Raw genomic sequence first — 24,487 nt, forward strand, 5'->3', positions numbered from 1 at the left:
GCGCCCCGCCCCCCCCCCCGGGGGGGCGGGTCCCCCCCCCGCCCCCCGCCCCTCACGTGTGAGGTCCAGCGTCACCCCGGAGCCGGTCCGGAAGCGCGGGCCGGCCGCCGGTCCCGGGCCCCGGCCCGGAAGCGGGGCCGGCGGTCGGCCGGACCCCGCTCCAGGGACTCAGCCCTGCTGCCGTGACGGGCGGCGCAGCCGTGCCGCCCAGCGGTCGCGCCCCGCGCGGTCCGACCACCGGCGGCCGAACTCCGTCCGGCGCTCCGACAGCGCCCAGATCACCCGGACGGCCGAACGGGGCGCGAGCGTCGCCCGCACCTTCGCCCACCGGCCGGCCGATGCCCACAGACCGGCCCTGACGGCCCGCACGTCCTCGGCCGAGGCGGAGGTGCCGCCCGGATCGGGCGCGTACAGCACCTGCTCCACCGCTCCCGCCACCCGGTGGACCGCGGCGGCCGCCTGCCCGTCGAGGTGCCCCAGCCGCACGACGCGCGCCGCCGTCTTCCGAGGGGTCTGCGACTCGTCCGGCGGAATGCCGTGATCCCAGGCCGAATCGGTGATCTCCCGCCAGGCGGCCATCACCCTGGCCGTCGCGTCAGCGGCCGTACGCCCGCCCGAGGAGCCGAGCCTCCGGCCACGGGCCCGTACACGCCAGAGCATCGGCAGCAGCGGGAGGGCGAGCACCACCAGGGCCCCGGTCACCCGGAGCGCCACCGTGCCGGCCGGGGTCCCCGGGTCGGCGGAGTCCGTAGCGCCGGGGGCCGTGGACGCACCGCACTCACCCTGCTGACGCATCTGCGCGGGGCAGGACTCCGTGGCGGAAGGGGCGGCCGTGGGGGCCGTGGAGGCACCTTCCGTCGGCAGCGCCGGATCGCTGGGGTCCTGCGAGGGAGCGTCCGGCACGGTGTACGCCGGGGTGGTACCGCGGGACGGTGTCGGCTCGAAGCGGGTCCAGCCCACACCCTCGAAATACAGCTCGGGCCACGCGTGCGCGTCCCGCAGCCCGACCGACACCGAGCCGTCCGCCTGTACCGTGCCGGGCGTGAAGCCCACCGCGACCCGGGCCGGGATGCCCAGGGTCCTGGCCATGGCGGCCATGGTGAAGGAGAAGTGGACGCAGAAGCCCTCCCTGTCCTTCAGGAAGCGCTCGATCGCCGCGGTGCCGGTACCCGACTTCACCGTCGTGTCGTAGCGGAAACCACCCTCCGCGGCGAACCAGTCCTGCAGCTTCACCGCCCGCTCGTAGTCGTTGGCGGCCCCCGCGGTCACCTGCTGGGCGGTCTCCTCGACCACTTCGGGCAGCGACGCGGGAACCCGCGTGTACTCACCGGCCAGGTCCGAACGCGGTTCCATCGCCGCGGCGAGCTGCGCGGCCGTCGGCTCCACCACCAGACTGCTGACCTCGTACCGGGCGCCACGCGTCGTCTGGCCGTCGTCGCCGACGAGGGTGCGCCCCTCGGGTTCGAACCGCCAGCGTCCCTGGATGTCCACCTCGCTCGCCGGATAGGGGAGCGGCAGATAGGTCTGCTGGTACGAGCGCGACGCCGAGATGTTCGTCCGGATCTCGGTGACGGAGACAGCCCCGTCCAGGCCGGCAGGCTGCGGCAGCCGGGCCGGGACATCCCTCAGCCGGCGGGTCGACGGACGCCACTCGCTGCCGTCGAACTGGTCCAGGGCCAGGATGCGCAGATAGAAGTCCTGCGGGTTCCCCGCGTTGGTGCGGTACGACATCACCTCGCGGTTCTCCGGCTGGTTGAGATTGTTCTGCAGCGAGACCAGCGGGTTCACCGCGGAGATCGTGCCCCCGCCGCTCCCCCTGCCCGACCCGCCGCCCGTGCCGCCAAGGAGGCCGCCGTCGAGTGCGGGTAGGACCGCGGGCACGGCCAGCGCGATGCCCAGCGCCACCACCCCGATCCGCCGGCCCGTACGGACCGACGCCACGGCTCGTCCGCCCCCCTCCAGGCCGGCCGCCAGACCGCCCGACGTACGGGACACACCGCCGAACACCCGTCCCCACCGGGACAGCCGGTCCCGGCCCTCGGCAAGCAGCAGAAGCAGATAGCCGCACGCCGCGAGAAGGAACCAGAGCCATCCCGCGCCGCCGTCGGAGAGTCCGGCCGCGACCGAGTAGAGCGCGAGCAGCGGCAGACCGGCCGGCGCCGCGGCGCGGAGGGTCACCGCGAGGACGTCCACGGCCAGCCCGATCAGCAGCACGCCGCCGATCAGCATCAGCCGGATGCCGTCCGTCGCCGGTGCCGGGATGGCGTACCTGTTGACGTCGTCGGCGCCCAGGGTCAGCAGCTCGGCGAGCCGCTGGACCGCCTGGGGCCCGGGCACCACACCGAACAGGGCGTGCTCCCTGGCGAACGCCACGGTCAGGGCCAGCAGGGTCACGAGCACCTGGAGGGAGACCGTCAGGATCCGTGTCACACGCATCCGGCGGGCGAGCACGCCCACCCCGCTCTGGAGGGCCAGCAGGAACGCGGCCCGGAGGATCCACTTCGACTCCTCGACCAGGGGCAGCAGGGAGCCCGCCGCCAGCATCGTGGCCGCGAAGGCGCACAGCGCCAGCCGGGTACGCCCGCTCATGACCAACTCCCGGAGAGCCCTGTCGTCGTTCCGGCCGCGGGCGACCGGTCGCCCGAGCCCTCCTGGCCCGCCTGCTGCCACAGCCGGGCGAGCTCCGCCCCGGGTGGCACCGCCATCGCCGTCCACCCCGCCTCGCGCAGCAGCCGCAAGCTGTCGGAGACCGGCGCCGGCGGCACCGCTTCCGCGCCGCGCGCCCAGTCGTCGCCGTCCAGCACGAACGCGACGGCCCCCCGGGTGCGCTGCCGCATCCTGGCCGCCACCGCGGTCTGCTCCTCGTCGAGATCGCCGAAGAACGCCACCAGCAGCCCTTCGTCGCCCCCGCGCAGCACGTCGTACGCCCGGGAGAGACCGCCTCCGTCGGAGTGGTCGACGACCGCGAGGGCGTCCATCATCAGACCCGCCGCGTCCGCGGACTCCTGGGTCGTTCCGGCGAAGCCGTCCTCGCCCTCGCCCGGCACGGAGCTCCCCTCGTCCGTGAGCAGCCGCACCGCGTAGCCCCGCTCGAGCATGTGGACCAGAGCGGAAGCCGCCCCGGACACCGCCCACTCGAAGGCCGACCCGGGGCCTGCCCCCTGATAGGCGATCCGCCGCGTGTCCAGCAGCACCGTGCACCTGGCGCGCTGCGGCTGTTCCTCCCGCCGCACCATCAGCTCCCCGTAGCGCGCGGTGGAGCGCCAGTGCACCCGGCGCAGGTCGTCACCGTGGCGGTAGCCGCGCGGGATGATGTCGTCCTCGCCGGCCAGCGCGAGTGAACGCTGCCTGCCGTCGCCGTACCCGGAGGTCGCTCCGGCCAGCCGGAGCGGGGGAAGCGGCTCGGTGCGGGGGATGACCACCAGCGTGTCGTAGGCGCTGAACGAGCGCGTCAGCTCGCACATCCCGAACGGATCGCTCAGCTGCAGCTGCAGCGGGCCCAGCGGGTAGCGCCCGCGCAGGTCGGAGCGGACCCGGTAGGACACCTCCCGTACGCCGCCGGGCTCCACCCGGTCCAGCACGAAGCGGGGCCGGGGGCCGAGGACGTACGGAACGCGGTCCTGGAGCATGAGCAGGCCCGTGTGCAGGCGCGAGACGTTGTCCATGCGCAGATGGACCCGCGCCTCCGAGCCCGCGGGCACCCGGGACGGCGAGAGCCGGCGGCTGCCTGCCACCCTGTAGCGGGTGCGGTAGAGGACCGTGACGCAGACCAGCGGCAGCACCGCCAGCAGCAGGCCCACCCGGAGCAGGTCGCCCTGGCCCAGCACATAGGCGCAGACCGCCGCCGCCACGCCGGCGGCCAGGAAGGACCGCCCCCGCGTCGTGAGTCCGCCGAGAGCCGCCCGCAGGCCGCCCTTGTCGTCGCTGTCGTCCACGGGGCCGGGCGCCCCGGACGTCATCACAGCCGCCGTGCGCCGGGCTGCCGGCCGTACACCGGGGTGCCCGGATGGTGCTGGGGCTGAGCGGGGGCCGCCGCGCCGCCCGACGTGGGCACCGGGGTGCGTTGCAGGATGTCCAGCACGACCTGCTCGGCCGTACGGCGGTTGAGCTGCGCCTGGGCGGTCGGCAGCAGCCGGTGGGCGAGCACCGCGACCGCGAGGGCCTGGACGTCGTCCGGCAGGGCGTAGTCCCGCCCGCTCAGCGCGGCAGACGCCTTGGCGGCGCGCAGCAGATGCAGGGTCGCGCGCGGCGAGGCACCGAGTCTGAGGTCCGGGTGCTGGCGGGTGGCCCCCACCAGCTGCACGGCGTAGCGCCGGACGGATTCGGCCACGTGCACCGTGCGCACCGCGTCGATCAGCTTCACGATGTCGTGGGCGTGGGCGACCGGTTGCAGGTCGTCCAGCGGGGAGATCCCGCCGTGCACGTCGAGCATCTGGAGCTCGGCCTCGGCGCTCGGGTAGCCGATGGACACCCGGGCCATGAAGCGGTCGCGCTGCGCCTCGGGCAGGGGGTAGGTCCCCTCCATCTCCACCGGGTTCTGGGTGGCCACGACCATGAAGGGATCGGGCAGCTCGTAGGTGTGCCCGTCGATCGTGACCTGGCGTTCCTCCATCGACTCCAGCAGCGCCGACTGGGTCTTGGGCGACGCGCGGTTGATCTCGTCGCCGATCACGATCTGGGCGAAGATCGCGCCCGGCTTGAACTCGAAGTCCCGTCGCTGCTGATCGAAGATCGAGACACCGGTGATGTCCGAGGGCAGCAGGTCCGGCGTGAACTGGATGCGCCGAACCGAACAGTCGATGGACCGCGCCAGCGCCTTGGCCAGCATCGTCTTGCCGACCCCGGGAACATCCTCGATCAGGAGATGCCCCTCGGCGAGCAGCACGGTCAGAGAAAGCCGTACGACCTCAGGCTTGCCCTCGATCACACCCTCGACCGACCTGCGCACCCGCTCCGCTGTCGTGGTCAGATCTGTGAGGCTCGCTCGATCGTCATAGGTCGTCACCCGGCCCTCCTCGGCCCCTTGTGCACGGGCCGACGCACAAAGCTGCACGGCCCGCCCCGAAATACGGACACTCTCCGGAGGACCCGGAGAGATGTCACACCCGCATTCTTGTTGCCGTTACCGCTTCGTGTCACTCGCCTGTGGATAAGTGGGGGCGAAATGCCGGATGTGGTCCGTATGTCGAGGGGTTCAGGAGGCGGGCAGGATCTCGCGCAGCGAGCCCGTGGTCACGTCGAAGACGAAACCGCGGACGTCGTCCGTGTGCAGCAGGAACGGAGAGGTGCGCACGCGCTGCATCGACTGCCGTACGTCCTGGTCGGCGTCCGTGTATGCCTCCACCGCCCAGGCCGGGCGCTGTCCGACCTCGAACTCCAGGTCCTTGCGGAACTCCTCGGTGATCGATTCCATGCCGCAGTTCGTGTGGTGGATGAGCACGACGCTGCGGGTACCGAGCGCCCGCTGGCTGATCGTCAGCGACCGGATGACGTCGTCGGTGACGACGCCGCCCGCGTTACGGATGGTGTGGCAGTCGCCCAGTTCCAGGCCCAGGGCGGCGTGCAGGTCGAGGCGGGCGTCCATGCAGGCGACCACGGCGACCCTCAGCACGGGCCGCGCGTCCATGCCCGGGTCGCTGAACTCCTCCGCGTAGCGGGCGTTCAGCTCGACCAGGCGGTCGGTGACCGTCCCGCCCGAGCGGGCGGCGGGGGACGAAGGGGAATCGGTCTCGGCGGAAGTCTGCGCAGAAGTCGACATGGCTAAGACGTTAGCGTTCGTGACCGCGCCTGGCGTGCTGTGGAAGGGGACAAAGAACGTCAACATGGCTTGTTGTGAGCTAATCCACAAGCCTCGCCGTCAGGCACCCGGCCGGGTGAGGTTCCCGGTCCGTCGCGGCGGTGCGACGCGCCCAGCGGTTCGTTGATCGGGAATGGATCGAATGGCAGGGTGGACTGAGAGCACCCCAATTGCCGGATGCTCTAAAGTGACGCGAAGTTACCGACACGCCTGCACATACTGCATATTTCTACATGTTTCGAGTTCCCCGTGATGTGCGGCGTACATGCGGTCCGGCCCTCTCCCGCTCGTCGGCCGGCCGACGCCTCCTTCCCCGGCGCCGGCCGACCTCCCCTTCCGGGCGGGCGGGGACCAGGCCGTATGTGCGGCCACACGGGACATAGCCTGAGAGGGCGCTTTGAGCCAGACCCGACACGTCCCGGTGATGCTCCAGCGATGCCTGGACCTGTTGGCCCCGGCTCTGGAGGCGACGGGACCGCGGCCCCCGGTCGTCGTCGACTGCACCCTCGGGCTCGGCGGGCACAGCGAGGCCCTGCTCGCCGCCTTCCCCGAGGTCCGGCTGGTCGCCCTCGACCGGGACAAGGAAGCGCTGCGGCTCTCGGGCGAGCGCCTCGCCCCGTACGGCGACCGCGCCACGCTGGTGCACGCCGTCTACGACGAACTCCCCGAGGTCCTCGACCGGCTGGGGATCCCCAAGGTGCAGGGCGTGCTGTTCGACCTCGGCGTCTCCTCCATGCAGCTGGACGAGGCGGACCGCGGCTTCGCGTACGCCCAGGACGCGCCGCTCGACATGCGCATGGACCAGACGACCGGCATCGGTGCGGCCGAGGTGCTCAACACCTACCCGCCGGGCGAACTCGTGCGGATCCTGCGGGCGTACGGCGAGGAGAAGCAGGCCAAGCGGATCGTCTCCGCCGTGGTCCGCGAACGCGAGAAGGAACCCTTCAGCAACAGCGCCCGCCTCGTCGAGCTGATCCGTGACTCCCTGCCGCAGGCCGCCAAGCGCACCGGCGGTAATCCGGCCAAGCGCACCTTCCAGGCTCTGCGCATCGAGGTGAACGGTGAACTCACCGTCCTGGAGCGGGCGATTCCGGCGGCGGTGGGGAGCCTCGCCGTCGGCGGCCGGATCGCCGTCCTCTCGTACCACTCGCTGGAGGACCGCCTCGTCAAGCAGGTCTTCGCCGCCGGCGCGGCCAACACGGCGCCGCCCGGACTGCCCGTGGTCCCCGAGCGTTACCAGCCCCGGCTGAAGCTGCTGACCCGTGGCGCAGAGCTGCCCACCGAGGAAGAGGTCGCCGAGAACCGGCGCGCCGCCCCCGCCAGGCTGCGCGGCGCCCAGCGGATCCGCGAGGAGGAGCGATGAGCGGATCCCGCCCGGCCGGCCGGACCCGCACGAGGACGGTGGCACCGCGGTGACCAGGACGGCCGAGCAGATGAAGGGGCGGGCAGGCCGGCTCGCCCGGCTGATGCCGTCGGGGCCGAGCACCGCCGCCCGCACCCCCTTCGTCCTGCTGGTCGTGCTGCTGCTCGCGGGTGGCCTGATCTCGCTCCTGCTGCTGAACTCCGCGCTCAATGAAGGATCGTTCAGGCTGAGCAAGCTGGAGCGGGAGACCACCGAGCTCACCGACGAGCAGCAGGCCCTCCAGAGGGATGTCGACAGCTACTCCGAACCGGACGCACTGGAGCGCCGGGCCAGGGAGCTCGGCATGGTGCCCGGCGGCAGCCCCGCCTTCCTGGACCCGGACGGCACCGTACGCGGAGAGCCCGAGCGGGCCACCGCGGAGCCTTCGCCCACCGAGGTCCCGGAGCCGGCGGCGAGTGCGGCCGGACCGGCCACGCCCCCCGCCTCCGCGTCGCCCTCCGTGTCGCCCGCGACGCCGACGACGGTCCCCACCGCACCGGCCACGAACACCCCGACCCCGCCCCCGACGAGCCCCGGCAGGTGACGCAGTGCCGTCCAAGGAACCGCCGCGCCGCCGTGTCCCCGGCCCCGCGCGCTCCCGTAACGCGGCCGGCGGACCGGGGCGTCCCCGGCCCGCGGCCCGTCCTGACGCCCGGCGTCCACGGAGCCCGGCGGCCAGGAAGCGACGCGGCGGCTCCGCGCGGTCCATCCGGCTGGGCAGCCCGCGTCCCCGGCTCCGCCTCATCAGCCTCTGCCTGACCCTCGTCATGCTGGCGTTCGTCGTCCGGCTCCTCCAGGTCCAGGCCGTCGACGCCGACACCTACTCCGCCAAGGCCGAGAAGAACCGCTATCTGGAGTACACGATCGCCGCCGAACGCGGTGAGATCACCGACCGCAGCGGCATCGCCCTGGCCACCAGCGTCGACGCGCACGACATCACAGCCGACCCGAAGCTCTTCACACCCGAGGAGAGCAAGGCCCCGGACGCGCCGCAGCAGGCGGCTGCCCTGCTCGCCCCGATCCTCGGCAAGGACGAGGCGGACCTGGCGAAGAAGCTCTCCGCCAAGAGCCGCTACACAGTGCTGGCACGGCGCCAGACCCCCCAGGTCTGGAAGCAGATCAAGGACCTCAAGTCCGCCTTCGCCGACAAGGCGGCCGAGGACAGGGCGAAGGGCGGCCCCGGCGCCAACGTGCTGGCCGGAGTCCTCCAGGAGCCCACCACCAAGCGCGTGTACCCCAATGGTGACCTCGCCGCCGGGATACTGGGGTTCGTCAACGCCGAGGGCAAGGGCGGCGGCGGCCTGGAAGCACAGCTGAACAAGCAGCTCCAGGGCGAGGACGGCAAGATCCGCTACGCCCAGGCCGGCGGCCGGCCCGTGCCCACCGCCGGCTCCACGGAGATCCCGGCCGTCGCCGGCACCGACGTCGAGCTGACGATCGACCGCGACATCCAGTGGGCGGCCCAGCGCGCCATCGCCGACCAGGTCGAGAAGTCCAAGGCGGACCGGGGCTACGTGGTCGTCCAGAACACGAGGACCGGCGAGGTGCTGGCCATGGCCAACGCCCCCGGCTACGACCCCAACGACCTCGCGCAGAGCAACGCGGCAGCCCTGGGCAACGCCGCCCTCCAGGACGTCTACGAACCCGGCTCCACCAGCAAGGTCATGTCCATGGCCGCGGTGCTGGAGGAGGGGGTGGCGACGCCCGGTACGCACGTCACCGTGCCCAACCGGCTGCACCGCGGCGACCGGCTCTTCAAGGACGACATCGACCACCCCACCTGGTACCTCACGCTCAACGGCGTGCTCGCCAAGTCGAGCAACATCGGCACCATCCTGGCCACCGGACAGCTGGGGAAGACCCAGGCCGAGGCCAACAAGGTCCTGTACTCCTACCTGCGCAAGTTCGGCATCGGCAGCAAGACGGGCCTCGACTACCCGGGCGAGTCGCCCGGCATCTTCGCCAAGCCCCAGGACTGGTCGACCTCGCAGCAGTACACGATCCCGTTCGGCCAGGGACTCTCGCTCAACGCCATGCAGGCCGCCTCGGTCTACCAGGCCATCGCCAACGACGGGGTCCGGATCGAGCCGACCCTGGTCCGCGGGACCAAGGACGCGGACGGCCACTACACGGCGTCCGAGGCCCCCGAACGCACCCGGGTGGTCAGCGAGAAGACGGCCAGGACACTGGCGAAGATGCTGGAGTCCGTGGTGGACGACCAGGAAGGCACCGGGACCAAGGCCCACATCGAGGGCTACCGGGTCGCGGGCAAGACCGGCACGGCCAACCGCGTCGACCCCGTACGCGGCGTCTACAAGGGCTACACCGCGTCCTTCGCGGGGTTCGCCCCCGCAGACGACCCGCAGATCACCGTCTACTGCGCCATCCAGAACCCCACCAAGGGCAGCTACTTCGGCGGCCAGATCTGTGGCCCGATCTACAAAAAGGTCATGGAGTTCGCCCTGAAGACCCTCCAGACCCCTCCCTCCGGCAGCGATCCCGCCCGGCTGCCGGTGTCCTTCAAGCCCGGCGAGTAACTCGGGGGAACCCTCAGTGACGACCATCACCCCTGATCCCGGGAACCGGAACGAGAAGTACCGCGACCCCGGCCCCTCACTTCGCGAGAGGCCGGGTCCGCCCGGTACGCTCACCGCCGTGCCCCACGCTGATCAGTGTCAAACCACTCAGAAGGACGCGCCTGTGACCTACCCGGGAGCGCCCCGACCGGACCGGCTCCGGCCAACGTCCCTCGGAGAGCTGGCCGCCAGGCTCGGTGCCGGACCGCAGGATTCCGGTGAGGTCACCGGAATCACCCACGACTCCCGGGCCGTGCGCCCCGGGGACGTGTACGCGGCCCTGCCCGGTGCCCGTTTCCACGGTGCCGACTTCGCCGCCCAGGCCGCGGGCCTCGGCGCGGCCGCGATCCTCACCGACCCGGCGGGCGCCGAGCGCGCCGCCGCAACCGGCCTCCCGGTCCTCGTCACCGACGACCCGCGCGGCCGGATGGGCGACCTCGCGGCCGAGATCTACGGACGGCCGGGCGTCGGACTCCTCCAGATCGGCATCACCGGAACGTCCGGCAAGACCACCACGGCGTACCTCGTCGAGGGCGGACTGCGCGGCGCCGGACGCAGCACCGGGCTGATCGGCACCGTCGAGATGCGGATCGGCGACGAGCGCATCAAGTCGGAGCGCACCACCCCCGAAGCCACCGACCTCCAGGCACTCTTCGCCGTCATGCGGGAGCGCGGGGTCGAGGCGGTCGCCATGGAGGTTTCCAGCCACGCCCTGGTGCTCGGCCGGGTCGACGGCTGCGTCTTCGACGTCGCCGTGTTCAACAACCTCAGCCCGGAGCACATGGAGTTCCACTCCGGCATGGAGGACTACTTCCAGGCCAAGGCGCAGCTGTTCACCCCGCAGCGCAGCAAGCTCGGCGTCGTCAACTTCGACGACGAGTACGGCCGCCGGCTGGTCAAGGAGGCGTCCGTCCCGGTCGTCACCTTCTCGGCGGAAGGCCACCCGGACGCCGAGTGGCGGGCCGAGGACGTCGAGGTCGGACCCCGGGACAGCAGCTTCACCGTGGTCGGCCCCAAGGGCGAGCGCGTCACCGCCAGGGCCCCGCTGCCCGGCCCGTTCAACGTCGCCAACACCCTCGCCGCGATCGTCACGCTGGCCGTCGCGGGCTTCGACCCGCAGACCGCGGCCGACGGGGTCGCGGCCGTACCCGGCGTACCCGGCCGGCTGGAACGCGTCGACGCCGGACAGCCGTACCTCGCGGTCGTCGACTACGCGCACAAGACCGACGCCGTCGAATCCGTCCTGCGCTCCCTGCGGAAGGTCACCGAGGGCCGGGTGCACATCGTGCTCGGCTGCGGCGGCGACCGCGACACGACGAAGCGCGGAGCGATGGGCGCGGCCGCGGCACGGCTCGCCGACACCGCCGTACTGACCTCCGACAACCCTCGCTCCGAGGACCCGCTCGCGATCCTCGCCGCAATGCTCTCCGGCGCGGCCGAGGTGCCCGTCCACGAGCGCGGCGACGTGCTCGTGGAGGCCGACCGCGCCGCGGCCATCGCCGCCGCGGTCGCCCGGGCCGAGCCCGCCGACACCGTACTGGTGGCCGGAAAGGGACATGAGCAGGGTCAGGACATCCACGGAGTGGTGCGCCCCTTCGACGACCGGAAGGTCCTGCGCGAGGCCATCGAACGCTCCCTGGGGCGCACGGGCGCCGCGCACGCCCCCGAGGACCGCGTACACACCCACGAGAACAACAGTCAGGGATGACCAAGTGATCGCCCTTTCCCTCGCCGAGATCGCCGGAATCGTCGGCGGGCAGCCGCACGACGTACCGGACGGCTCCGCCGTCGTCACCGGCCCCGTCGTCATCGACTCCCGGGAGGTGCGGCAGGGCTCCCTGTTCGCCGCGTTCGCGGGCGAGCGTGTCGACGGCCACGACTACGCGCAGCGCGCCGTCGAGGCGGGTGCGGTGGCCGTGCTCGCCGCCCACCCCGTCGGTGCCCCGGCGATCGTCGTGGACGACGTCGTGGCCGCGCTCGGCGCCCTCGCCCGCGCCGTCGTGGAACGCCTCGGCACCACCGTCGTCGCGCTGACCGGCTCGGCCGGCAAGACGTCCACGAAGGACCTGATCGCCCAGATCCTGGAGCGCAAGGCGCCCACGGTCTGGACGCCGGGCTCCCTCAACAACGAGATCGGTCTGCCGCTCACCGCGCTGCGCGCGACGGCGGAAACCCGCCATCTCGTACTGGAGATGGGCGCACGGGGCATCGGCCACATCCACTACCTCGCCGACCTGACCCCGCCGAAGATCGGCCTGGTCCTCAACGTGGGCAGCGCCCACATCGGGGAGTTCGGCAGCCGCGAGGCGATCGCCCAGGCCAAGGGCGAGCTCGTGGAGGTCCTCCCGGAGGCCGGCGCCGCGATCCTCAACGCCGACGACCCGCTCGTGCGGGGCATGGCGTCCCGCACAAAGGCACGGGTGCTCCTCTTCGGAGAGGCCGCGGATGCGGACGTACGGGGAGAGAACGTACGGCTCACGGACGACGGCCGCCCCGCTTTCGCGCTCCACACCCCGACCGGGTGCAGCGACGTGACCTTGCGCCTGTACGGTGAGCACCACGTGTCGAACGCGCTCGCCGCGGCCGCCGTCGCCCATGAGTTGGGCATGTCCGTGACCGAGATCGCCGATGCGCTCTCCGGGGCGGGCACCCTCTCCCGCTGGCGCATGGAGGTCACCGAGCGTCCGGACGGTGTGACGGTCGTCAATGACGCCTACAACGCGAACCCCGAATCCATGAAGGCCGCACTCCGTGCGCTGGCCGCCATGGGCAAGGCCCGACAGGCAGCCGGGGGGCGCACGTGGGCGGTGCTCGGTCAGATGGCCGAGCTCGGTGACGCGTCGCTCGCCGAGCACGACGCGGTCGGACGGCTCGCCGTCCGGCTCAACGTCAGCAAGCTCGTCGCTGTCGGGGGGCTAGAAGCCTCCTGGCTGCAACTGGGCGCATATAACGAGGGTTCGTGGGGTGAGGAGTCGGTGCACGTGTCCGACGCACAGGCGGCCGTCGACCTGTTGCGCAGTGAACTGCGCCCGGGAGACGTCGTGCTGGTGAAGGCGTCCCGGTCGGTCGGCCTGGAGAAGGTCGCCCTGGCACTGCTGGAGACGACCGAGGGCGAGGTCGCCGTCCGATGAGGCAGATCCTCTTCGCGGGAGCCATAGGGCTCTTCCTGACCCTGGTCGGCACTCCGCTGCTGATCAAACTTCTGGCCCGCAAGGGCTACGGGCAGTTCATCCGGGACGACGGCCCGCGTACCCACGGCAGTAAAAAGGGCACGCCCACCATGGGTGGTATCGCCTTCATCCTGGCGACGATCATCGCGTACGTCCTGGCGAAGGTGATCACCGGCGAGGAGATGCGCTTCTCCGGCGTCCTCGTCCTCTTCCTGATGGCCGGGATGGGCCTCGTCGGCTTCCTCGACGACTACATCAAGATCGTCAAGCAGCGCTCGCTGGGCCTGCGCGCCAAGGCGAAGATGGCCGGCCAGCTGATCGTCGGCATCGCCTTCGCGGTGCTCTCGCTCCAGTTCGCCGACCTCCGCGGCAACACCCCGGCATCGACCCGGCTCTCCTTCGTCGAGGACTTCGGCTGGTCCATCGGACCGGTGCTGTTCGTCGTCTGGGCCCTGTTCATGATTCTCGCCATGTCCAACGGCGTGAACCTGACGGACGGTCTGGACGGCCTCGCCACCGGCGCGTCGGTGATGGTCTTCGGCGCGTACACCTTCATCGGGCTGTGGCAGTTCCAGGAGTCCTGCGCCAACGCGACCACCCTCACCAACCCGGAGGCGTGTTTCGAGGTACGGGACCCACTCGACCTCGCCGTCGTCGCCTCGGCACTGATGGGCGCCTGCTTCGGCTTCCTGTGGTGGAACACCTCGCCCGCCAAGATCTTCATGGGTGACACCGGTTCGCTCGCCCTCGGCGGAGCGCTCGCCGGCCTCGCGATCTGCTCCCGCACCGAGTTCCTGATGGCCATCCTCGGCGGCCTCTTCGTGATGATCACGATGTCGGTGGTCATCCAGGTCGGCTCGTTCAAGATGACCGGCAAGCGGGTCTTCCGGATGGCGCCGCTCCAGCACCACTTCGAACTCAAGGGGTGGTCCGAAGTCCTTGTCGTGGTCCGCTTCTGGATCATCCAGGGCATGTGCGTGATCGTCGGACTCGGCCTCTTCTACGCGGGATGGGCAGCCAAGAAGTGAACGACGTGGACTGGCAGGGCAAGCACGTCACGGTCGCGGGACTCGGCGTCAGCGGCATCCCCGCCGCCCGCGCCCTGCACGAGCGGGGAGCCCTCGTGACCGTCGTCAACGACGGCGACGACGAGCGCTCCCGCGCCCAGGCCGCCGAGCTGGAGGCGCTCGGGATCACCGTGCGCCTCGGCGACGGCGACACCCTGCCGGAGTCCACCGAGCTCGTGGTCACGGCCCCCGGCTGGAAGCCCGGCAAACCGCTCTTCCGGGCGGCCGACGAGGCCGGCGTCCCCGTCTGGGGCGACGTCGAGCTGGCCTGGCGGCTGCGGGGGCGGGACGGCAAGGAACCAGCACCCTGGCTCGCGGTCACCGGCACCAACGGCAAGACCACGACCGTGCGGATGCTCGCCTCGATCCTGGAGGCCGCAGGCCTGCGCACGGCCGCGGTCGGCAACATCGGGGTCTCCCTGCTGGACGCCGTGCTCGGCGACGAGACGTACGACGTGCTCGCCGTCGAGCTCTCCAGCTACCAGCTCCACTGGGCGCCCTCGCTGCGCGCCCACTCCGGCGCCGTGCTCAACCTGGCCCCGGACCACCTCGACTGGCACGGCTCCATGGCCGGTTACGCCGCCGACAAGGGCCGGATCTACGAGGGCAACAGCGTCGCCTGCGTCTACAACGCGCAGGACGGGGCGACGGAGGACCTCGTGCGCGAGGCCGACGTCGAGGAGGGCTGCCGGGCCATCGGGTTCACCCTCGGTACGCCGGGCCCCTCGCAGCTCGGGGTGGTCGACGGCATCCTCGTCGACCGGGCCTTCGTGGCCAACCGGCAGAAGCAGGCCCAGGAGCTCGCCGAGGTCGGCGACGTCAATCCGCCGGCTCCGCACAACATCGCCAACGCCCTGGCGGCGGCGGCCCTCGCCCGCGCCTTCGGCGTACCGCCGGCGGCCGTGCGCGACGGGCTGCGGGCCTTCCGCCCCGACGCCCACCGCATCGAACACGTCGCCGATGTCTCCGGAGTCACCTACATCGACGACTCCAAGGCCACCAACACCCACGCCGCCGAGGCATCCCTCGCGGCATACGAGCCGATCGTCTGGATCGCCGGCGGCCTCGCCAAGGGCGCCACCTTCGACGAGCTGGTCAGCGGGGCCGCGAAGCGGCTGCGGGGTGTCGTGCTGATGGGCGCCGACCGGGCGCTGATCCGCGAAGCCCTGGCGCGACACGCCCCCGAGGTACCCGTGGTCGACCTCGACCGGACCGACACTGGGGCGATGTCCGCAGCGGTCCGCGAAGCGGCACGGCTGGCCCGGCACGGTGACACCGTCCTGCTGGCCCCGGCCTGTGCCTCGATGGACATGTTCGTCAACTACAACAAGCGGGGCGAGGCGTTCGCGGACGCGGTCCGCCAACTCGCCGACGAGAGCGCCTGACGGGCCCGGCCCCCGCGTCGTACTGTCCCGGAGGACCGGGAGGGTCCCGGGACCCGGCACGAGCAGCACCGCCCGGGGCCGGGGCCCCGGGCGACAGCCCCGGGCACGAGCAGTGGAGGGGACAGCGACAATGCCGGCCGACGAGAGCTCAGCCACGCGCGGAGCCGGCCGTTCACGGGCCACCACCGCGATCAGCCGGGTGCTCACCCCGCCCCTGCTCGCCGGAGCGCTGCCCGCGGGCCCCGGACCGCTGGCCGGGCTCGCCCTGCGGAGCCGGCCCGCCACCGGCCCCCGTAGGCCCCCCACGCCGCGTGGGGAGGGACCGTCGAGGTCCGGCGGCGGGCAGCCGGGGCCGCGGCCACGCCGGGGCGCCCGGATGCGGCGGACGTACGAGCAGGCACGACGGGCCTGGGACCGGCCTCTGACCGCGTACTACCTGATCCTCGGCGCCGGCCTGCTCATCACCGTGCTCGGCCTCGTCATGGTCTACTCCGCCTCGATGATCAAGGCGCTGGAGCTGTCACGGCCCGCCACCTACTTCTTCCGCAAGCAGTTCCTCGCCGCCGTGATCGGGGCCGGCCTGCTGCTGCTGGCCTCCAGGATGCCCGTCAAACTCCACCGGGCGCTCTCCTACCCGCTGCTCGCGGGCACCGTCTTCCTGATGGTCCTGGTCCAGGTGCCGGGGATAGGGATGTCGGTCAACGGCAACCAGAACTGGATCTACCTCGGCGGCCCCTTCCAGCTCCAGCCCAGCGAGTTCGGCAAGCTCGCCCTCATCCTCTGGGGCGCGGACCTGCTCGCCCGCAAACAGGACAAGCGGCTGCTGGCCCAGTGGAAGCACATGCTGGTGCCGCTCGTGCCGGTCGCCTTCATGCTGCTCGGACTGATCATGCTCGGCGGCGACATGGGGACCGCGATCATCCTCACCGCGATCCTGTTCGGCCTGCTCTGGCTGGCAGGCGCTCCCACCAGGCTCTTCGCCGGTGTGCTCGCCTTCGCGTGTCTCATCGGTTTCCTGCTCATCAAGACCAGCCCCAACCGGATGTCCCGGCTCGGCTGCATCGGAGCGTCCGAGCCCGGCCCCGGCGACTCCTGCTGGCAGGCGGTGCACGGAATCTACGCTCTCGCCTCAGGCGGATGGTTCGGTTCCGGGCTCGGTGCGAGTGTGGAAAAATGGGGTCAACTTCCCGAACCACACACCGACTTCATCTTCGCCATCACCGGGGAGGAACTGGGCCTGGCGGGGACGCTGTCGGTACTGGCCCTCTTCGCGGCCCTAGGCTATGCGGGTATCCGCGTGGCCGGACGCACGGAGGACCCCTTCGTGAGGTACGCAGCGGGAGGCGTGACCACCTGGATCACGGCGCAGGCCGTGATCAACATCGGTGCGGTGCTCGGCCTGTTGCCGATCGCCGGTGTCCCGCTGCCGCTGTTCTCCTACGGAGGGTCCGCCCTGCTGCCGACCATGTTCGCTGTCGGACTCCTGATCGCCTTCGCGCGAGAGGACCCGGCGGCGAGAGCGGCCCTGGCCATGCGGAGGCCCGGGGTCAGATGGAAGACGATGAGACGGCGCGTCATGAAGCGTCCGTCCGGAGAGCGGTGAATTTCGGTGCATGTCGTACTCGCCGGCGGGGGGACCGCCGGGCACATCGAGCCCGCGCTTGCCCTCGCAGACGCCCTGCGGAGGCAGGACCCGACCGTGGGAATCACTGCCCTCGGCACGGAGCGCGGACTCGAGACCAGGCTCGTACCCGAGCGGGGGTACGAACTGGCACTGATCCCTGCCGTACCGCTGCCGCGTAAGCCCACACCCGAGCTGATCACCGTCCCGGGGCGGCTGCGCGGCACCATCAAGGCCGCCGAGCAGATCCTGGAGCGCACCAAGGCGGACTGCGTGGTCGGCTTCGGCGGTTACGTGGCCCTGCCCGGCTACCTCGCGGCCAAGCGCGCCGGGGTCCCGATCGTCGTCCACGAGGCCAACGCCCGGCCGGGCCTGGCCAACAAGATCGGTTCGCGGTACGCCCACGGCGTCGCCGTCTCCACCCCGGACAGCAAACTGCGCGGCGCCCGCTACATCGGCATCCCGCTGCGCCGCACCATCGCCACCCTCGACCGGGCCCGGGTCCGCCCGGAGGCGCGTGCCGCCTTCGGTCTCGACCCCAACCTGCCGACGCTGCTCGTCTCCGGCGGCTCGCAGGGCGCCCGCCACCTCAACGAGGTGGTCCAGCGGATCGCACCGCTGCTCCAGCGGTCCGGGATCCAGATCCTGCACGTGGTCGGCCCGAAGAACGAAATGCCGCGCATCGACAACATGCCGGGGATGCCGCCCTACATCCCGGTACCGTACGTGGACCGGATGGATCTGGCGTACGCCGCGGCCGACATGATGCTCTGCCGCGCGGGCGCGATGACCGTCGCCGAGCTCTCCGCCGTCGGGCTGCCCGCCGCCTACGTCCCGTTGCCGATCGGCAACGGCGAACAGCGGCTCAACGCCCAGCCGGTGGTCAACTCCGGCGGTGGTCTGCTGGTGGACGACGCGGCGCTCACTCCGGAATGGGTGCAGGGCAACGTCCTTCCGGTGCTCTCGGACCCGCACCGGCTGTACGAGATGTCCCGTGCCGCCGCGGAGTTCGGGCGACGGGACGCCGACGACCTGCTCGTCGGCATGGTGTACGAAGCGATTGCCGCACGCCGCAAGGCGTGAGGCGGTGCGGACCCGGGGCGCGCGCCCCGGGTCCGGCGAAGGAGCGAGCGTGGCCGGACCGACGACCGCCCAGCGCGGTGAGGCCGAGCGGGCCGACACCCCCGCCCGCCCGCCGCACATCGGCCCCCAGGGGCGCGGACTGACAGGCCGTACGCGGCTCGTCCTGGCCGCTGTCGGCCTGGTGCTGACCGCCGCGGCCACGGCCTGGGTCCTCTACGGCTCGTCCTGGCTGAGGCTGGAACGGGTCACGACCACCGGCACGGACGTGCTCACGCGGAGCGAGGTGGAGACCGCCGCGGCGGCCCCGGTCGGCTCCCCGCTGATCTCCGTGGACACCGAGGCGATCGCGGACCGGTTGCGCCAGAAGTTGCCTCGTATCGATTCCGTGGATGTCGTACGGTCATGGCCACACGGTGTCAGTCTTGAGGTGACCGAACGGAAACCGGTCCTGTTGATCGAAAAGGGCGCGAAGTTCATCGAAGTGGACGCAAAGGGTGTGCGTTTCGCAACCGTGGACAAAGCGCCGCCGCGTGTACCGCTGCTCGAATTGACGCCCGATCAGTCGGCGAGCCTGCGCCGCTTCGGCACTGACCGTCTGCTGCGCGAAGCGGTCCGTGTCGCGGGGGACCTTCCGGGGCAGGTGGCCAGGGAGACGGAGACCGTACGGGTCACCTCGTACGACTCCACCGTCCTCGAACTGACCCGGGGACGGACCGTGATGTGGGGCAGCAGTGAGGAGGGGCCCGTGAAGGCGCGGGTTCTCACCGCTCTCATGAAAGCGTCTCCCAAAGCGGGACACTTCGACGTGAGCGCTCCCACCGCCCCTGCGGTGTCGAAGAGTTGACGCGTGTTTGGCCAGGCCAGCCCCCTGGTTGGTCAGCGCTACGGGTGATCACATAGGGTGAAAAGAAAAACGGGAGGTTCGGCGTGTTCGTTGAACGTGCGCCACTTGTCGACTTAGTGTCCTGTTCGGAAGAGTCCAAGAAGCAGACACACTGGTAACCCTAAACTTCAAGGTTAGGGTTTGGGTCGGCGTTCGGACCGACCCAATCGGCATCCGTCGTCGCGGCGGGACTACCGCGAAGCGACGACACGTAACTCGAGGCGAGAGGCCTTCGACGTGGCAGCACCGCAGAACTACCTCGCAGTCATCAAGGTCATCGGTGTCGGCGGCGGTGGTGTCAATGCCATCAACCGAATGATCGAGGTCGGTCTCAAGGGCGTCGAGTTCATCGCGATCAACACCGATGCGCAAGCACTGTTGATGAGCGACGCCGACGTCAAGCTCGACGTCGGCCGTGAACTCACCCGTGGCCTCGGCGCCGGGGCGAACCCGGCCGTCGGTCGTAAGGCGGCAGAGGACCACCGTGAGGAGATCGAGGAGGTCCTCAAGGGGGCCGACATGGTCTTCGTCACCGCCGGAGAAGGCGGCGGCACCGGCACCGGCGGCGCACCCGTCGTCGCCAACATCGCCCGTTCGCTGGGCGCCCTGACGATCGGTGTGGTCACCCGCCCGTTCACGTTCGAGGGCCGGCGACGCGCGAACCAGGCGGAGGACGGCATCGCCGAACTCCGCGAAGAGGTCGACACCCTCATCGTCATCCCCAACGACCGGCTGCTGTCCATCTCGGACCGCCAGGTCAGCGTGCTCGACGCGTTCAAGTCGGCCGACCAGGTGCTGCTCTCGGGTGTCCAGGGCATCACCGACCTCATCACCACCCCGGGCCTGATCAACCTCGACTTCGCCGACGTCAAGTCGGTCATGTCCGAGGCCGGATCGGCGCTCATGGGTATCGGCTCCGCCCGCGGCGACGACCGCGCGGTGGCCGCCGCGGAGATGGCGATCTCCTCGCCTCTCCTGGAGGCGTCCATCGACGGCGCCCGCGGCGTCCTGCTCTCGATCTCCGGCGGCAGCGACCTCGGTCTCTTCGAGATCAACGAGGCCGCGCAGCTGGTGAGCGAGGCGGCCCACCCCGAGGCGAACATCATCTTCGGCGCGGTCATCGACGACGCGCTGGGCGACGAGGTGCGGGTCACCGTCATCGCCGCGGGCTTCGACGGCGGACAGCCGCCGGCCCGCCGGGAGAACGTCCTCGGAGCCGGTGCCGGCAAGCGAGAGGAGTCGGCTCCGCCGGCCCGGACCGCCGAGCCCGCGCGCCAGACCGGCGGGCTGGGCTCCGTGCCCCCGCGCGAGGAGCCCCAGGCGCCGGCCGAGCCGGCGCCGGCGGCGAACGAGACCTCGCTGCCGCCGGTCAACCCGCCGCACGTCCCGACGGCCCGTCCCTACCAGGACAGCCAGGCCGAAGAGCTGGACGTACCGGACTTCTTGAAGTGATAGGTCCGCAGCACGCGGTGAAAGCCGCGGAGTCTTCGGCGGGCGGCGCCCATTTCGCCTTCACCGACAGGTGGGGCGGAGTGAGCGCCGTTCCGTACGAGGAGCTCAACCTCGGCGGTGCGGTCGGTGACGACCCCGCCGCCGTCGGCGCGAACCGCGCCCGCGCGGCCCGCACCCTCGGGCTCGACCCGGACCGGGTGGTCTGGATGAACCAGGTGCACGGGCGCGACGTGGCCGTGGTCGAGGGCCCCTGGGGCGACACCGCGGACATCCCCGCGGTGGACGCGGTGGTGACGGCGCGGCGCGGACTCCCGCTCGCGGTGCTCACCGCCGACTGCACGCCCGTACTGCTCGCCGATCCGGCGGCGGGTGTCGTCGCCGCCGCCCACGCGGGAAGGCCCGGTCTGGTCGCGGGAGTCGTACCGGCCGCGGTCGAGGCCATGATCGAACTCGGGGCGGAACCCTCCAGGATCACCGCGCACACCGGACCGGCCGTCTGCGGACGGTGTTACGAGGTTCCGGAGCAGATGCGCGCGGAGGTCGCGGAGGCCGTCCCGGCGTCGTGGTCGGAGACCGCCTGGGGAACACCCGCGGTGGACGTCACGGCCGGGGTCCACGCCCAGCTCGCGGAGCTCGGCGTCGGGGACCTCCACCGCTCGCCGTTCTGCACCCTGGAATCCGGCGACCATTTCTCGTACCGCCGCGACCGCACCACTGGACGGCTCGCCGGATATGTCTGGTTGGACTGATAGGACATGACGGATCGCAGGGCTCAACTCGCGGCGAACCTGGCACAGGTGGAGGAACGTATTGCTTCCGCCTGTGCCGCGGCCGGCCGTAAGCGGGAAGAGGTGACCCTCATCGTGGTCACCAAGACGTACCCGGCGAGCGATGTGCGCATTCTGCACGAACTCGGTGTGCGACAGGTCGCGGAGAACCGCGATCAGGACGCGGCACCAAAAGCCGAGGCCTGTGCGGATCTGTCGCTCACATGGCACTTTGTCGGACAGCTGCAGACCAACAAGGTCCGGTCCGTGGCCGGTTATGCCGATGTCGTGCAGTCGGTGGACCGCGCGAAGCTGGTCACCGCGCTCTCGGCGGCGGCCGTCCGGGGTGAGCGCGAGCTCGGCTGCCTCATCCAGGTCGCCCTCGACGCCGAGAGCGGCGAGCGAGGGGAGCGGGGCGGGGTCGCGCCGGACCGGATCGAGGAGTTGGCGGCCTCGGTGGAAGCGGCGGAAGGTCTCAGACTCGACGGCCTGATGACCGTCGCCCCGCTAGCAGGCCCCTACGCCGGCCGGCAACGGGCCGCGTTCGACCGCCTGATGGAATTCTCATCCCGCCTGCGCGGGAACCATCCGGCTGCGAACATGGTCTCTGCTGGGATGAGCGCGGATCTCGAGGACGCGGTCGCGGCCGGGGCGACACATGTACGCGTCGGTACGGCGGTACTCGGAGTCCGACCCCGGCTCGGGTAACGTCGCGAAGCAAGTCGGACCACAGCAGAAAATATGGTCATTCCCGCTCGAAGCGGGCAGGCCGGAGTGGATCTCGGGCACTTGGTGACACGAATGCCGATCCACCACAGAGCGGAGGACTCGGAGCATGGCCGGCGCGATGCGCAAGATGGCGGTCTACCTCGGCCTCGTGGAGGACGATGGGTACGACGGTCCGGGGTTCGACCCCGACGACGAATTCGAACCCGAGCCGGAGCCCGAGCGGGACCGGCGGCGGCATCAGCCCGCGCATCCTGTGGAGCGGGAACGGGACGAACCGGTGCGATCGGTACAGCCCCCTGCGCCACGGGAACCGGTTCAGCTCCCGGCGGAAAGCGGACGACCCGCCCGAATCGCCCCCGTGGCATCTATCACACCTGACCGCCCGAACATGGAGAAGAACGCACCGGTGATCATGCCCAAGGTCGTGTCCGAGCGGGAGCCCTACAGGATCACCACGCTGCACCCCAGGACCTACAACGAGGCCCGTACCATCGGGGAACACTTCCGCGAGGGCACTCCGGTGATCATGAATCTCACGGAGATGGACGACACGGATGCGAAGCGACTTGTCGACTTTGCCGCGGGACTTGTCTTCGGTCTCCATGGCAGCATTGAGCGTGTGACGCAGAAGGTGTTCCTGTTGTCGCCTGCTAACGTCGATGTCACGGCGGAGGACAAGGCCCGCATCGCAGAGGGCGGGTTCTTCAACCAGAGCTGAGAACACCGGGAACAAACCCGGCCGGGTGGCCGGGGCTACGAGAGCCAGGGGAGAGGGAAGCGCGGGACATGGGCATCGCACTGGATGTGGTCTATATCGCGCTGATGTGTTTCCTCATCGTGCTGATCTTCCGGCTGGTCATGGACTATGTCTTCCAGTTCGCACGTTCATGGCAGCCAGGCAAGGCGATGGTGGTCGTTCTCGAGGGCACTTACACTGTCACGGATCCACCGCTGAAGCTTCTGCGGCGGTTCATACCGCCGTTGCGTCTCGGGGGCGTGGCACTTGACCTGTCCTTCTTCGTTCTGATGATCATCGTCTACATTCTGCTCAACCTCGTGGGCAAGCTTGCGAGCAGCGTGTAAACGATACGGTCTTGCCGACTGCCGACGACTACGTAGAGGTGAAGAAGAGATGCCGCTGACCCCCGAGGACGTGCGGAACAAGCAGTTCACGACCGTCCGCCTCCGAGAAGGCTATGACGAGGACGAGGTCGATGCCTTCCTCGACGAGGTCGAATCGGAACTGACCCGACTGCTCCGTGAGAACGAGGACCTGCGCGCCAAGCTGGCCGCGGCCACGCGTGCCGCCGCGCAGAACCAGCAGCAGCAGGGAATGCGTAAACCGCCGGAGCAGCAGGACCGGCCAGGGGCCCCGGTGCCCGCCGCCATATCTGGTCCGCCGGTACAGCAGCAGCAGCCCCCGCAGATGGGTCCCCCCCAGCTGCCCGGTGGAGCTCCGCAGCTGCCTGCCGGTCCCAGCGGCCATGGCCCCCAGGGTGGCCACGGCCCCGGCCCGCAGGGCCCGCACGGCCCCGGTCCGATGCAGGGCGGTCCCATGGGTGGCCCGATGGGCGGCCCCATGGGCGGTCACGCACCGCAGCAGCAGATGCAGCAGATGCAACAGCAGCAGCAGATGCAGCAGCCCGGTCAGGGCGGTCCCGGTGGCGACAGCGCCGCCCGTGTCCTCTCGCTTGCTCAGCAGACCGCCGACCAGGCGATCGCGGAGGCCCGTTCCGAGGCCAACAAGATCGTCGGTGAGGCGCGCAGCCGTGCCGAGGGCCTCGAGCGTGACGCCCGTGCCAAGGCGGACGCCCTGGAGCGGGACGCGCAGGAGAAGCACCGCGTGGCGATGGGCTCGCTGGAGTCCGCCCGCGCGACGCTGGAGCGCAAGGTCGAGGATCTGCGTGGCTTCGAGCGCGAGTACCGGACCCGTCTGAAGTCCTACCTGGAGAGCCAGCTGCGTCAGCTGGAGACCCAGGCCGACGACTCGCTCGCTCCGCCGCGGACCCCCGCCGCCGCCTCGCTGCCGCCGTCGCCTTCGCTGGCTCCGGCCGGTGCGGGTGCGATGGGGCACACCATGGGTGGCAACCACGGTGGTCACGGCAACCAGCAGATGGGCGGCGGCAACCAGTCGATGGGCGGTGGCCCGTCGTACGGCGGCGGTCAGCAGCAGATGTCGCCCGCGATGACGCAGCCGATGGCACCGGTGCGGCCGCAGGCGCCGCAGCCGATGCAGCAGGCGCCTTCGCCGATGCGCGGGTTCCTGATCGACGAGGACGACAACTGAGCGGCTCGCGCTCGCTGAGCGCGTAGCCGTCGGCAGGCTGAGGGCCGGGCCCCGGGTTTTCCCGGGGCCCGGCCCTTTTGCGTGCCCTGTTTCCGTGAGCTCTGCCCCCCGGGCCCCCGCTCCTCAATGGCCGGAGGGGCTTGTATGGGCGGGCTCTGCCCCGGGACCCCCGCTCCTCAATCGCCGGAGGGGCGTGATCCTGCCCCGCTCGGTTCGGTTCCCAGGGCCGCGGTTCCAGCCTCGCCGGCGTCCGAGACGCGGGGGCCGG

At 71.0% G+C, this 24,487-nt stretch carries 20 protein-coding genes; 16 read left to right on the forward strand and 4 right to left on the reverse strand.

Annotated elements, in window-relative coordinates; genetic code table 11:
- Nucleotides 1-168 precede the first annotated feature (168 nt).
- The 4 genes from AB0P41_RS18040 to AB0P41_RS18055 all read right to left on the reverse strand — a co-directional run bounded on the left by AB0P41_RS18040 (nucleotide 169) and on the right by AB0P41_RS18055 (nucleotide 5,758).
- Nucleotides 169-2,589, reverse strand: coding sequence for a transglutaminaseTgpA domain-containing protein (locus AB0P41_RS18040; protein WP_365932852.1), 2,421 nt, complete (start codon nucleotides 2,587-2,589; stop codon nucleotides 169-171).
- Nucleotides 2,586-3,959, reverse strand: a complete 1,374-nt coding sequence (locus AB0P41_RS18045; protein WP_365932854.1) for a DUF58 domain-containing protein — start codon at nucleotides 3,957-3,959, stop codon at nucleotides 2,586-2,588. Before AB0P41_RS18045 ends, AB0P41_RS18040 begins: the two co-directional genes overlap by 4 nt.
- Nucleotides 3,959-5,005 carry a MoxR family ATPase gene (locus AB0P41_RS18050; RefSeq protein WP_356716572.1) on the reverse strand — a complete coding sequence of 349 codons (1,047 nt, stop codon included), beginning with the start codon at nucleotides 5,003-5,005 and terminating at the stop codon, nucleotides 3,959-3,961. The genes AB0P41_RS18045 and AB0P41_RS18050 overlap by 1 nt, the downstream gene beginning before the upstream one ends.
- Before the next feature lie 189 nt (nucleotides 5,006-5,194).
- A complete protein-coding gene (locus AB0P41_RS18055; RefSeq protein ID WP_356716574.1) occupies nucleotides 5,195-5,758 on the reverse strand; it encodes a carbonic anhydrase in 564 nt (187 codons plus the stop codon).
- Nucleotides 5,759-6,194: 436 nt separating this feature from the next.
- Between AB0P41_RS18055 and rsmH the strand changes: the two genes are divergently transcribed.
- From rsmH to AB0P41_RS18135, 16 genes are all read left to right on the forward strand, one after another.
- On the forward strand, nucleotides 6,195-7,160 hold the full coding sequence (rsmH, locus tag AB0P41_RS18060; protein WP_356716575.1) for a 16S rRNA (cytosine(1402)-N(4))-methyltransferase RsmH: 966 nt from the start codon (nucleotides 6,195-6,197) through the stop codon (nucleotides 7,158-7,160).
- A gap of 49 nt (nucleotides 7,161-7,209) precedes the next feature.
- Nucleotides 7,210-7,743, forward strand: coding sequence for a septum formation initiator family protein (locus AB0P41_RS18065; protein WP_356716577.1), 534 nt, complete (start codon nucleotides 7,210-7,212; stop codon nucleotides 7,741-7,743).
- 4 nt (nucleotides 7,744-7,747) lie between these two features.
- A complete protein-coding gene (locus AB0P41_RS18070) occupies nucleotides 7,748-9,736 on the forward strand; it encodes a penicillin-binding transpeptidase domain-containing protein (RefSeq protein WP_356716579.1) in 1,989 nt (662 codons plus the stop codon).
- A 163-nt stretch (nucleotides 9,737-9,899) separates the two neighbouring features.
- Nucleotides 9,900-11,483 carry a UDP-N-acetylmuramoyl-L-alanyl-D-glutamate--2,6-diaminopimelate ligase gene (locus AB0P41_RS18075; protein WP_356716581.1) on the forward strand — a complete coding sequence of 528 codons (1,584 nt, stop codon included), beginning with the start codon at nucleotides 9,900-9,902 and terminating at the stop codon, nucleotides 11,481-11,483.
- A gap of 4 nt (nucleotides 11,484-11,487) precedes the next feature.
- Complete coding sequence (gene murF, locus AB0P41_RS18080; protein WP_365932858.1) at nucleotides 11,488-12,906, forward strand: UDP-N-acetylmuramoyl-tripeptide--D-alanyl-D-alanine ligase; 1,419 nt, start codon at nucleotides 11,488-11,490, stop codon at nucleotides 12,904-12,906.
- Nucleotides 12,903-13,973 carry a phospho-N-acetylmuramoyl-pentapeptide-transferase gene (mraY, locus tag AB0P41_RS18085; RefSeq protein ID WP_104789809.1) on the forward strand — a complete coding sequence of 357 codons (1,071 nt, stop codon included), beginning with the start codon at nucleotides 12,903-12,905 and terminating at the stop codon, nucleotides 13,971-13,973. Before murF ends, mraY begins: the two co-directional genes overlap by 4 nt.
- Nucleotides 13,955-15,397, forward strand: coding sequence for a UDP-N-acetylmuramoyl-L-alanine--D-glutamate ligase (gene murD / locus AB0P41_RS18090; protein ID WP_356716584.1), 1,443 nt, complete (start codon nucleotides 13,955-13,957; stop codon nucleotides 15,395-15,397). Before mraY ends, murD begins: the two co-directional genes overlap by 19 nt.
- A 130-nt stretch (nucleotides 15,398-15,527) precedes the next feature.
- Nucleotides 15,528-17,000: a putative lipid II flippase FtsW gene (gene ftsW, locus AB0P41_RS18095; RefSeq protein ID WP_365932861.1), complete on the forward strand. Its 1,473-nt coding sequence runs from the start codon at nucleotides 15,528-15,530 to the stop codon at nucleotides 16,998-17,000.
- 6 nt (nucleotides 17,001-17,006) lie between these two features.
- Nucleotides 17,007-18,101: an undecaprenyldiphospho-muramoylpentapeptide beta-N-acetylglucosaminyltransferase gene (murG, locus tag AB0P41_RS18100; protein WP_356716588.1), complete on the forward strand. Its 1,095-nt coding sequence runs from the start codon at nucleotides 17,007-17,009 to the stop codon at nucleotides 18,099-18,101.
- Nucleotides 18,102-18,150: 49 nt separating this feature from the next.
- Complete coding sequence (locus AB0P41_RS18105) at nucleotides 18,151-18,945, forward strand: FtsQ-type POTRA domain-containing protein (protein ID WP_365932864.1); 795 nt, start codon at nucleotides 18,151-18,153, stop codon at nucleotides 18,943-18,945.
- A gap of 276 nt (nucleotides 18,946-19,221) precedes the next feature.
- The gene (gene ftsZ / locus AB0P41_RS18110) at nucleotides 19,222-20,436 is read left to right on the forward strand and encodes a cell division protein FtsZ (RefSeq protein ID WP_356716592.1); all 1,215 of its coding nucleotides are present in this window, start codon (nucleotides 19,222-19,224) and stop codon (nucleotides 20,434-20,436) included.
- Nucleotides 20,437-20,453: 17 nt separating this feature from the next.
- Nucleotides 20,454-21,185: a peptidoglycan editing factor PgeF gene (pgeF, locus tag AB0P41_RS18115; protein WP_365932866.1), complete on the forward strand. Its 732-nt coding sequence runs from the start codon at nucleotides 20,454-20,456 to the stop codon at nucleotides 21,183-21,185.
- A 6-nt stretch (nucleotides 21,186-21,191) separates the two neighbouring features.
- Nucleotides 21,192-21,911: a YggS family pyridoxal phosphate-dependent enzyme gene (locus tag AB0P41_RS18120; RefSeq protein ID WP_356716595.1), complete on the forward strand. Its 720-nt coding sequence runs from the start codon at nucleotides 21,192-21,194 to the stop codon at nucleotides 21,909-21,911.
- A gap of 127 nt (nucleotides 21,912-22,038) precedes the next feature.
- Complete coding sequence (gene sepF, locus AB0P41_RS18125) at nucleotides 22,039-22,650, forward strand: cell division protein SepF (RefSeq protein WP_031098945.1); 612 nt, start codon at nucleotides 22,039-22,041, stop codon at nucleotides 22,648-22,650.
- Nucleotides 22,651-22,718: 68 nt separating this feature from the next.
- Nucleotides 22,719-23,015: a YggT family protein gene (locus AB0P41_RS18130; RefSeq protein WP_104789816.1), complete on the forward strand. Its 297-nt coding sequence runs from the start codon at nucleotides 22,719-22,721 to the stop codon at nucleotides 23,013-23,015.
- Nucleotides 23,016-23,064: 49 nt separating this feature from the next.
- Entirely contained in the window at nucleotides 23,065-24,219 is a 1,155-nt protein-coding gene (locus tag AB0P41_RS18135; RefSeq protein ID WP_356716597.1) for a DivIVA domain-containing protein, read from the forward strand.
- Nucleotides 24,220-24,487: the final 268 nt, after the last annotated feature.

Origin of the sequence: Streptomyces sp. NPDC079167 (assembly GCF_040686735.1) — a bacterium.
GTDB lineage: Bacteria > Actinomycetota > Actinomycetes > Streptomycetales > Streptomycetaceae > Streptomyces.

What these genes read in the sequence shown, in the direction of transcription:
- mraY (WP_104789809.1), top strand. Translation starts at nt 12,903, where the DNA reads ATGAGGCAGATCCTCTTCGCGGGAGCCATAGGGCTCTTCCTGACCCTG.
- AB0P41_RS18130 (WP_104789816.1), top strand. Translation starts at nt 22,719, where the DNA reads ATGGGCATCGCACTGGATGTGGTCTATATCGCGCTGATGTGTTTCCTC.
- AB0P41_RS18135 (WP_356716597.1), top strand. Translation starts at nt 23,065, where the DNA reads ATGCCGCTGACCCCCGAGGACGTGCGGAACAAGCAGTTCACGACCGTC.
- AB0P41_RS18120 (WP_356716595.1), top strand. Translation starts at nt 21,192, where the DNA reads ATGACGGATCGCAGGGCTCAACTCGCGGCGAACCTGGCACAGGTGGAG.
- AB0P41_RS18040 (WP_365932852.1), bottom strand. Translation starts at nt 2,589, where the DNA reads ATGAGCGGGCGTACCCGGCTGGCGCTGTGCGCCTTCGCGGCCACGATG.
- AB0P41_RS18055 (WP_356716574.1), bottom strand. Translation starts at nt 5,758, where the DNA reads ATGTCGACTTCTGCGCAGACTTCCGCCGAGACCGATTCCCCTTCGTCC.
- ftsW (WP_365932861.1), top strand. Translation starts at nt 15,528, where the DNA reads ATGCCGGCCGACGAGAGCTCAGCCACGCGCGGAGCCGGCCGTTCACGG.
- murD (WP_356716584.1), top strand. Translation starts at nt 13,955, where the DNA reads ATGGGCAGCCAAGAAGTGAACGACGTGGACTGGCAGGGCAAGCACGTC.
- sepF (WP_031098945.1), top strand. Translation starts at nt 22,039, where the DNA reads ATGGCCGGCGCGATGCGCAAGATGGCGGTCTACCTCGGCCTCGTGGAG.
- AB0P41_RS18045 (WP_365932854.1), bottom strand. Translation starts at nt 3,959, where the DNA reads ATGACGTCCGGGGCGCCCGGCCCCGTGGACGACAGCGACGACAAGGGC.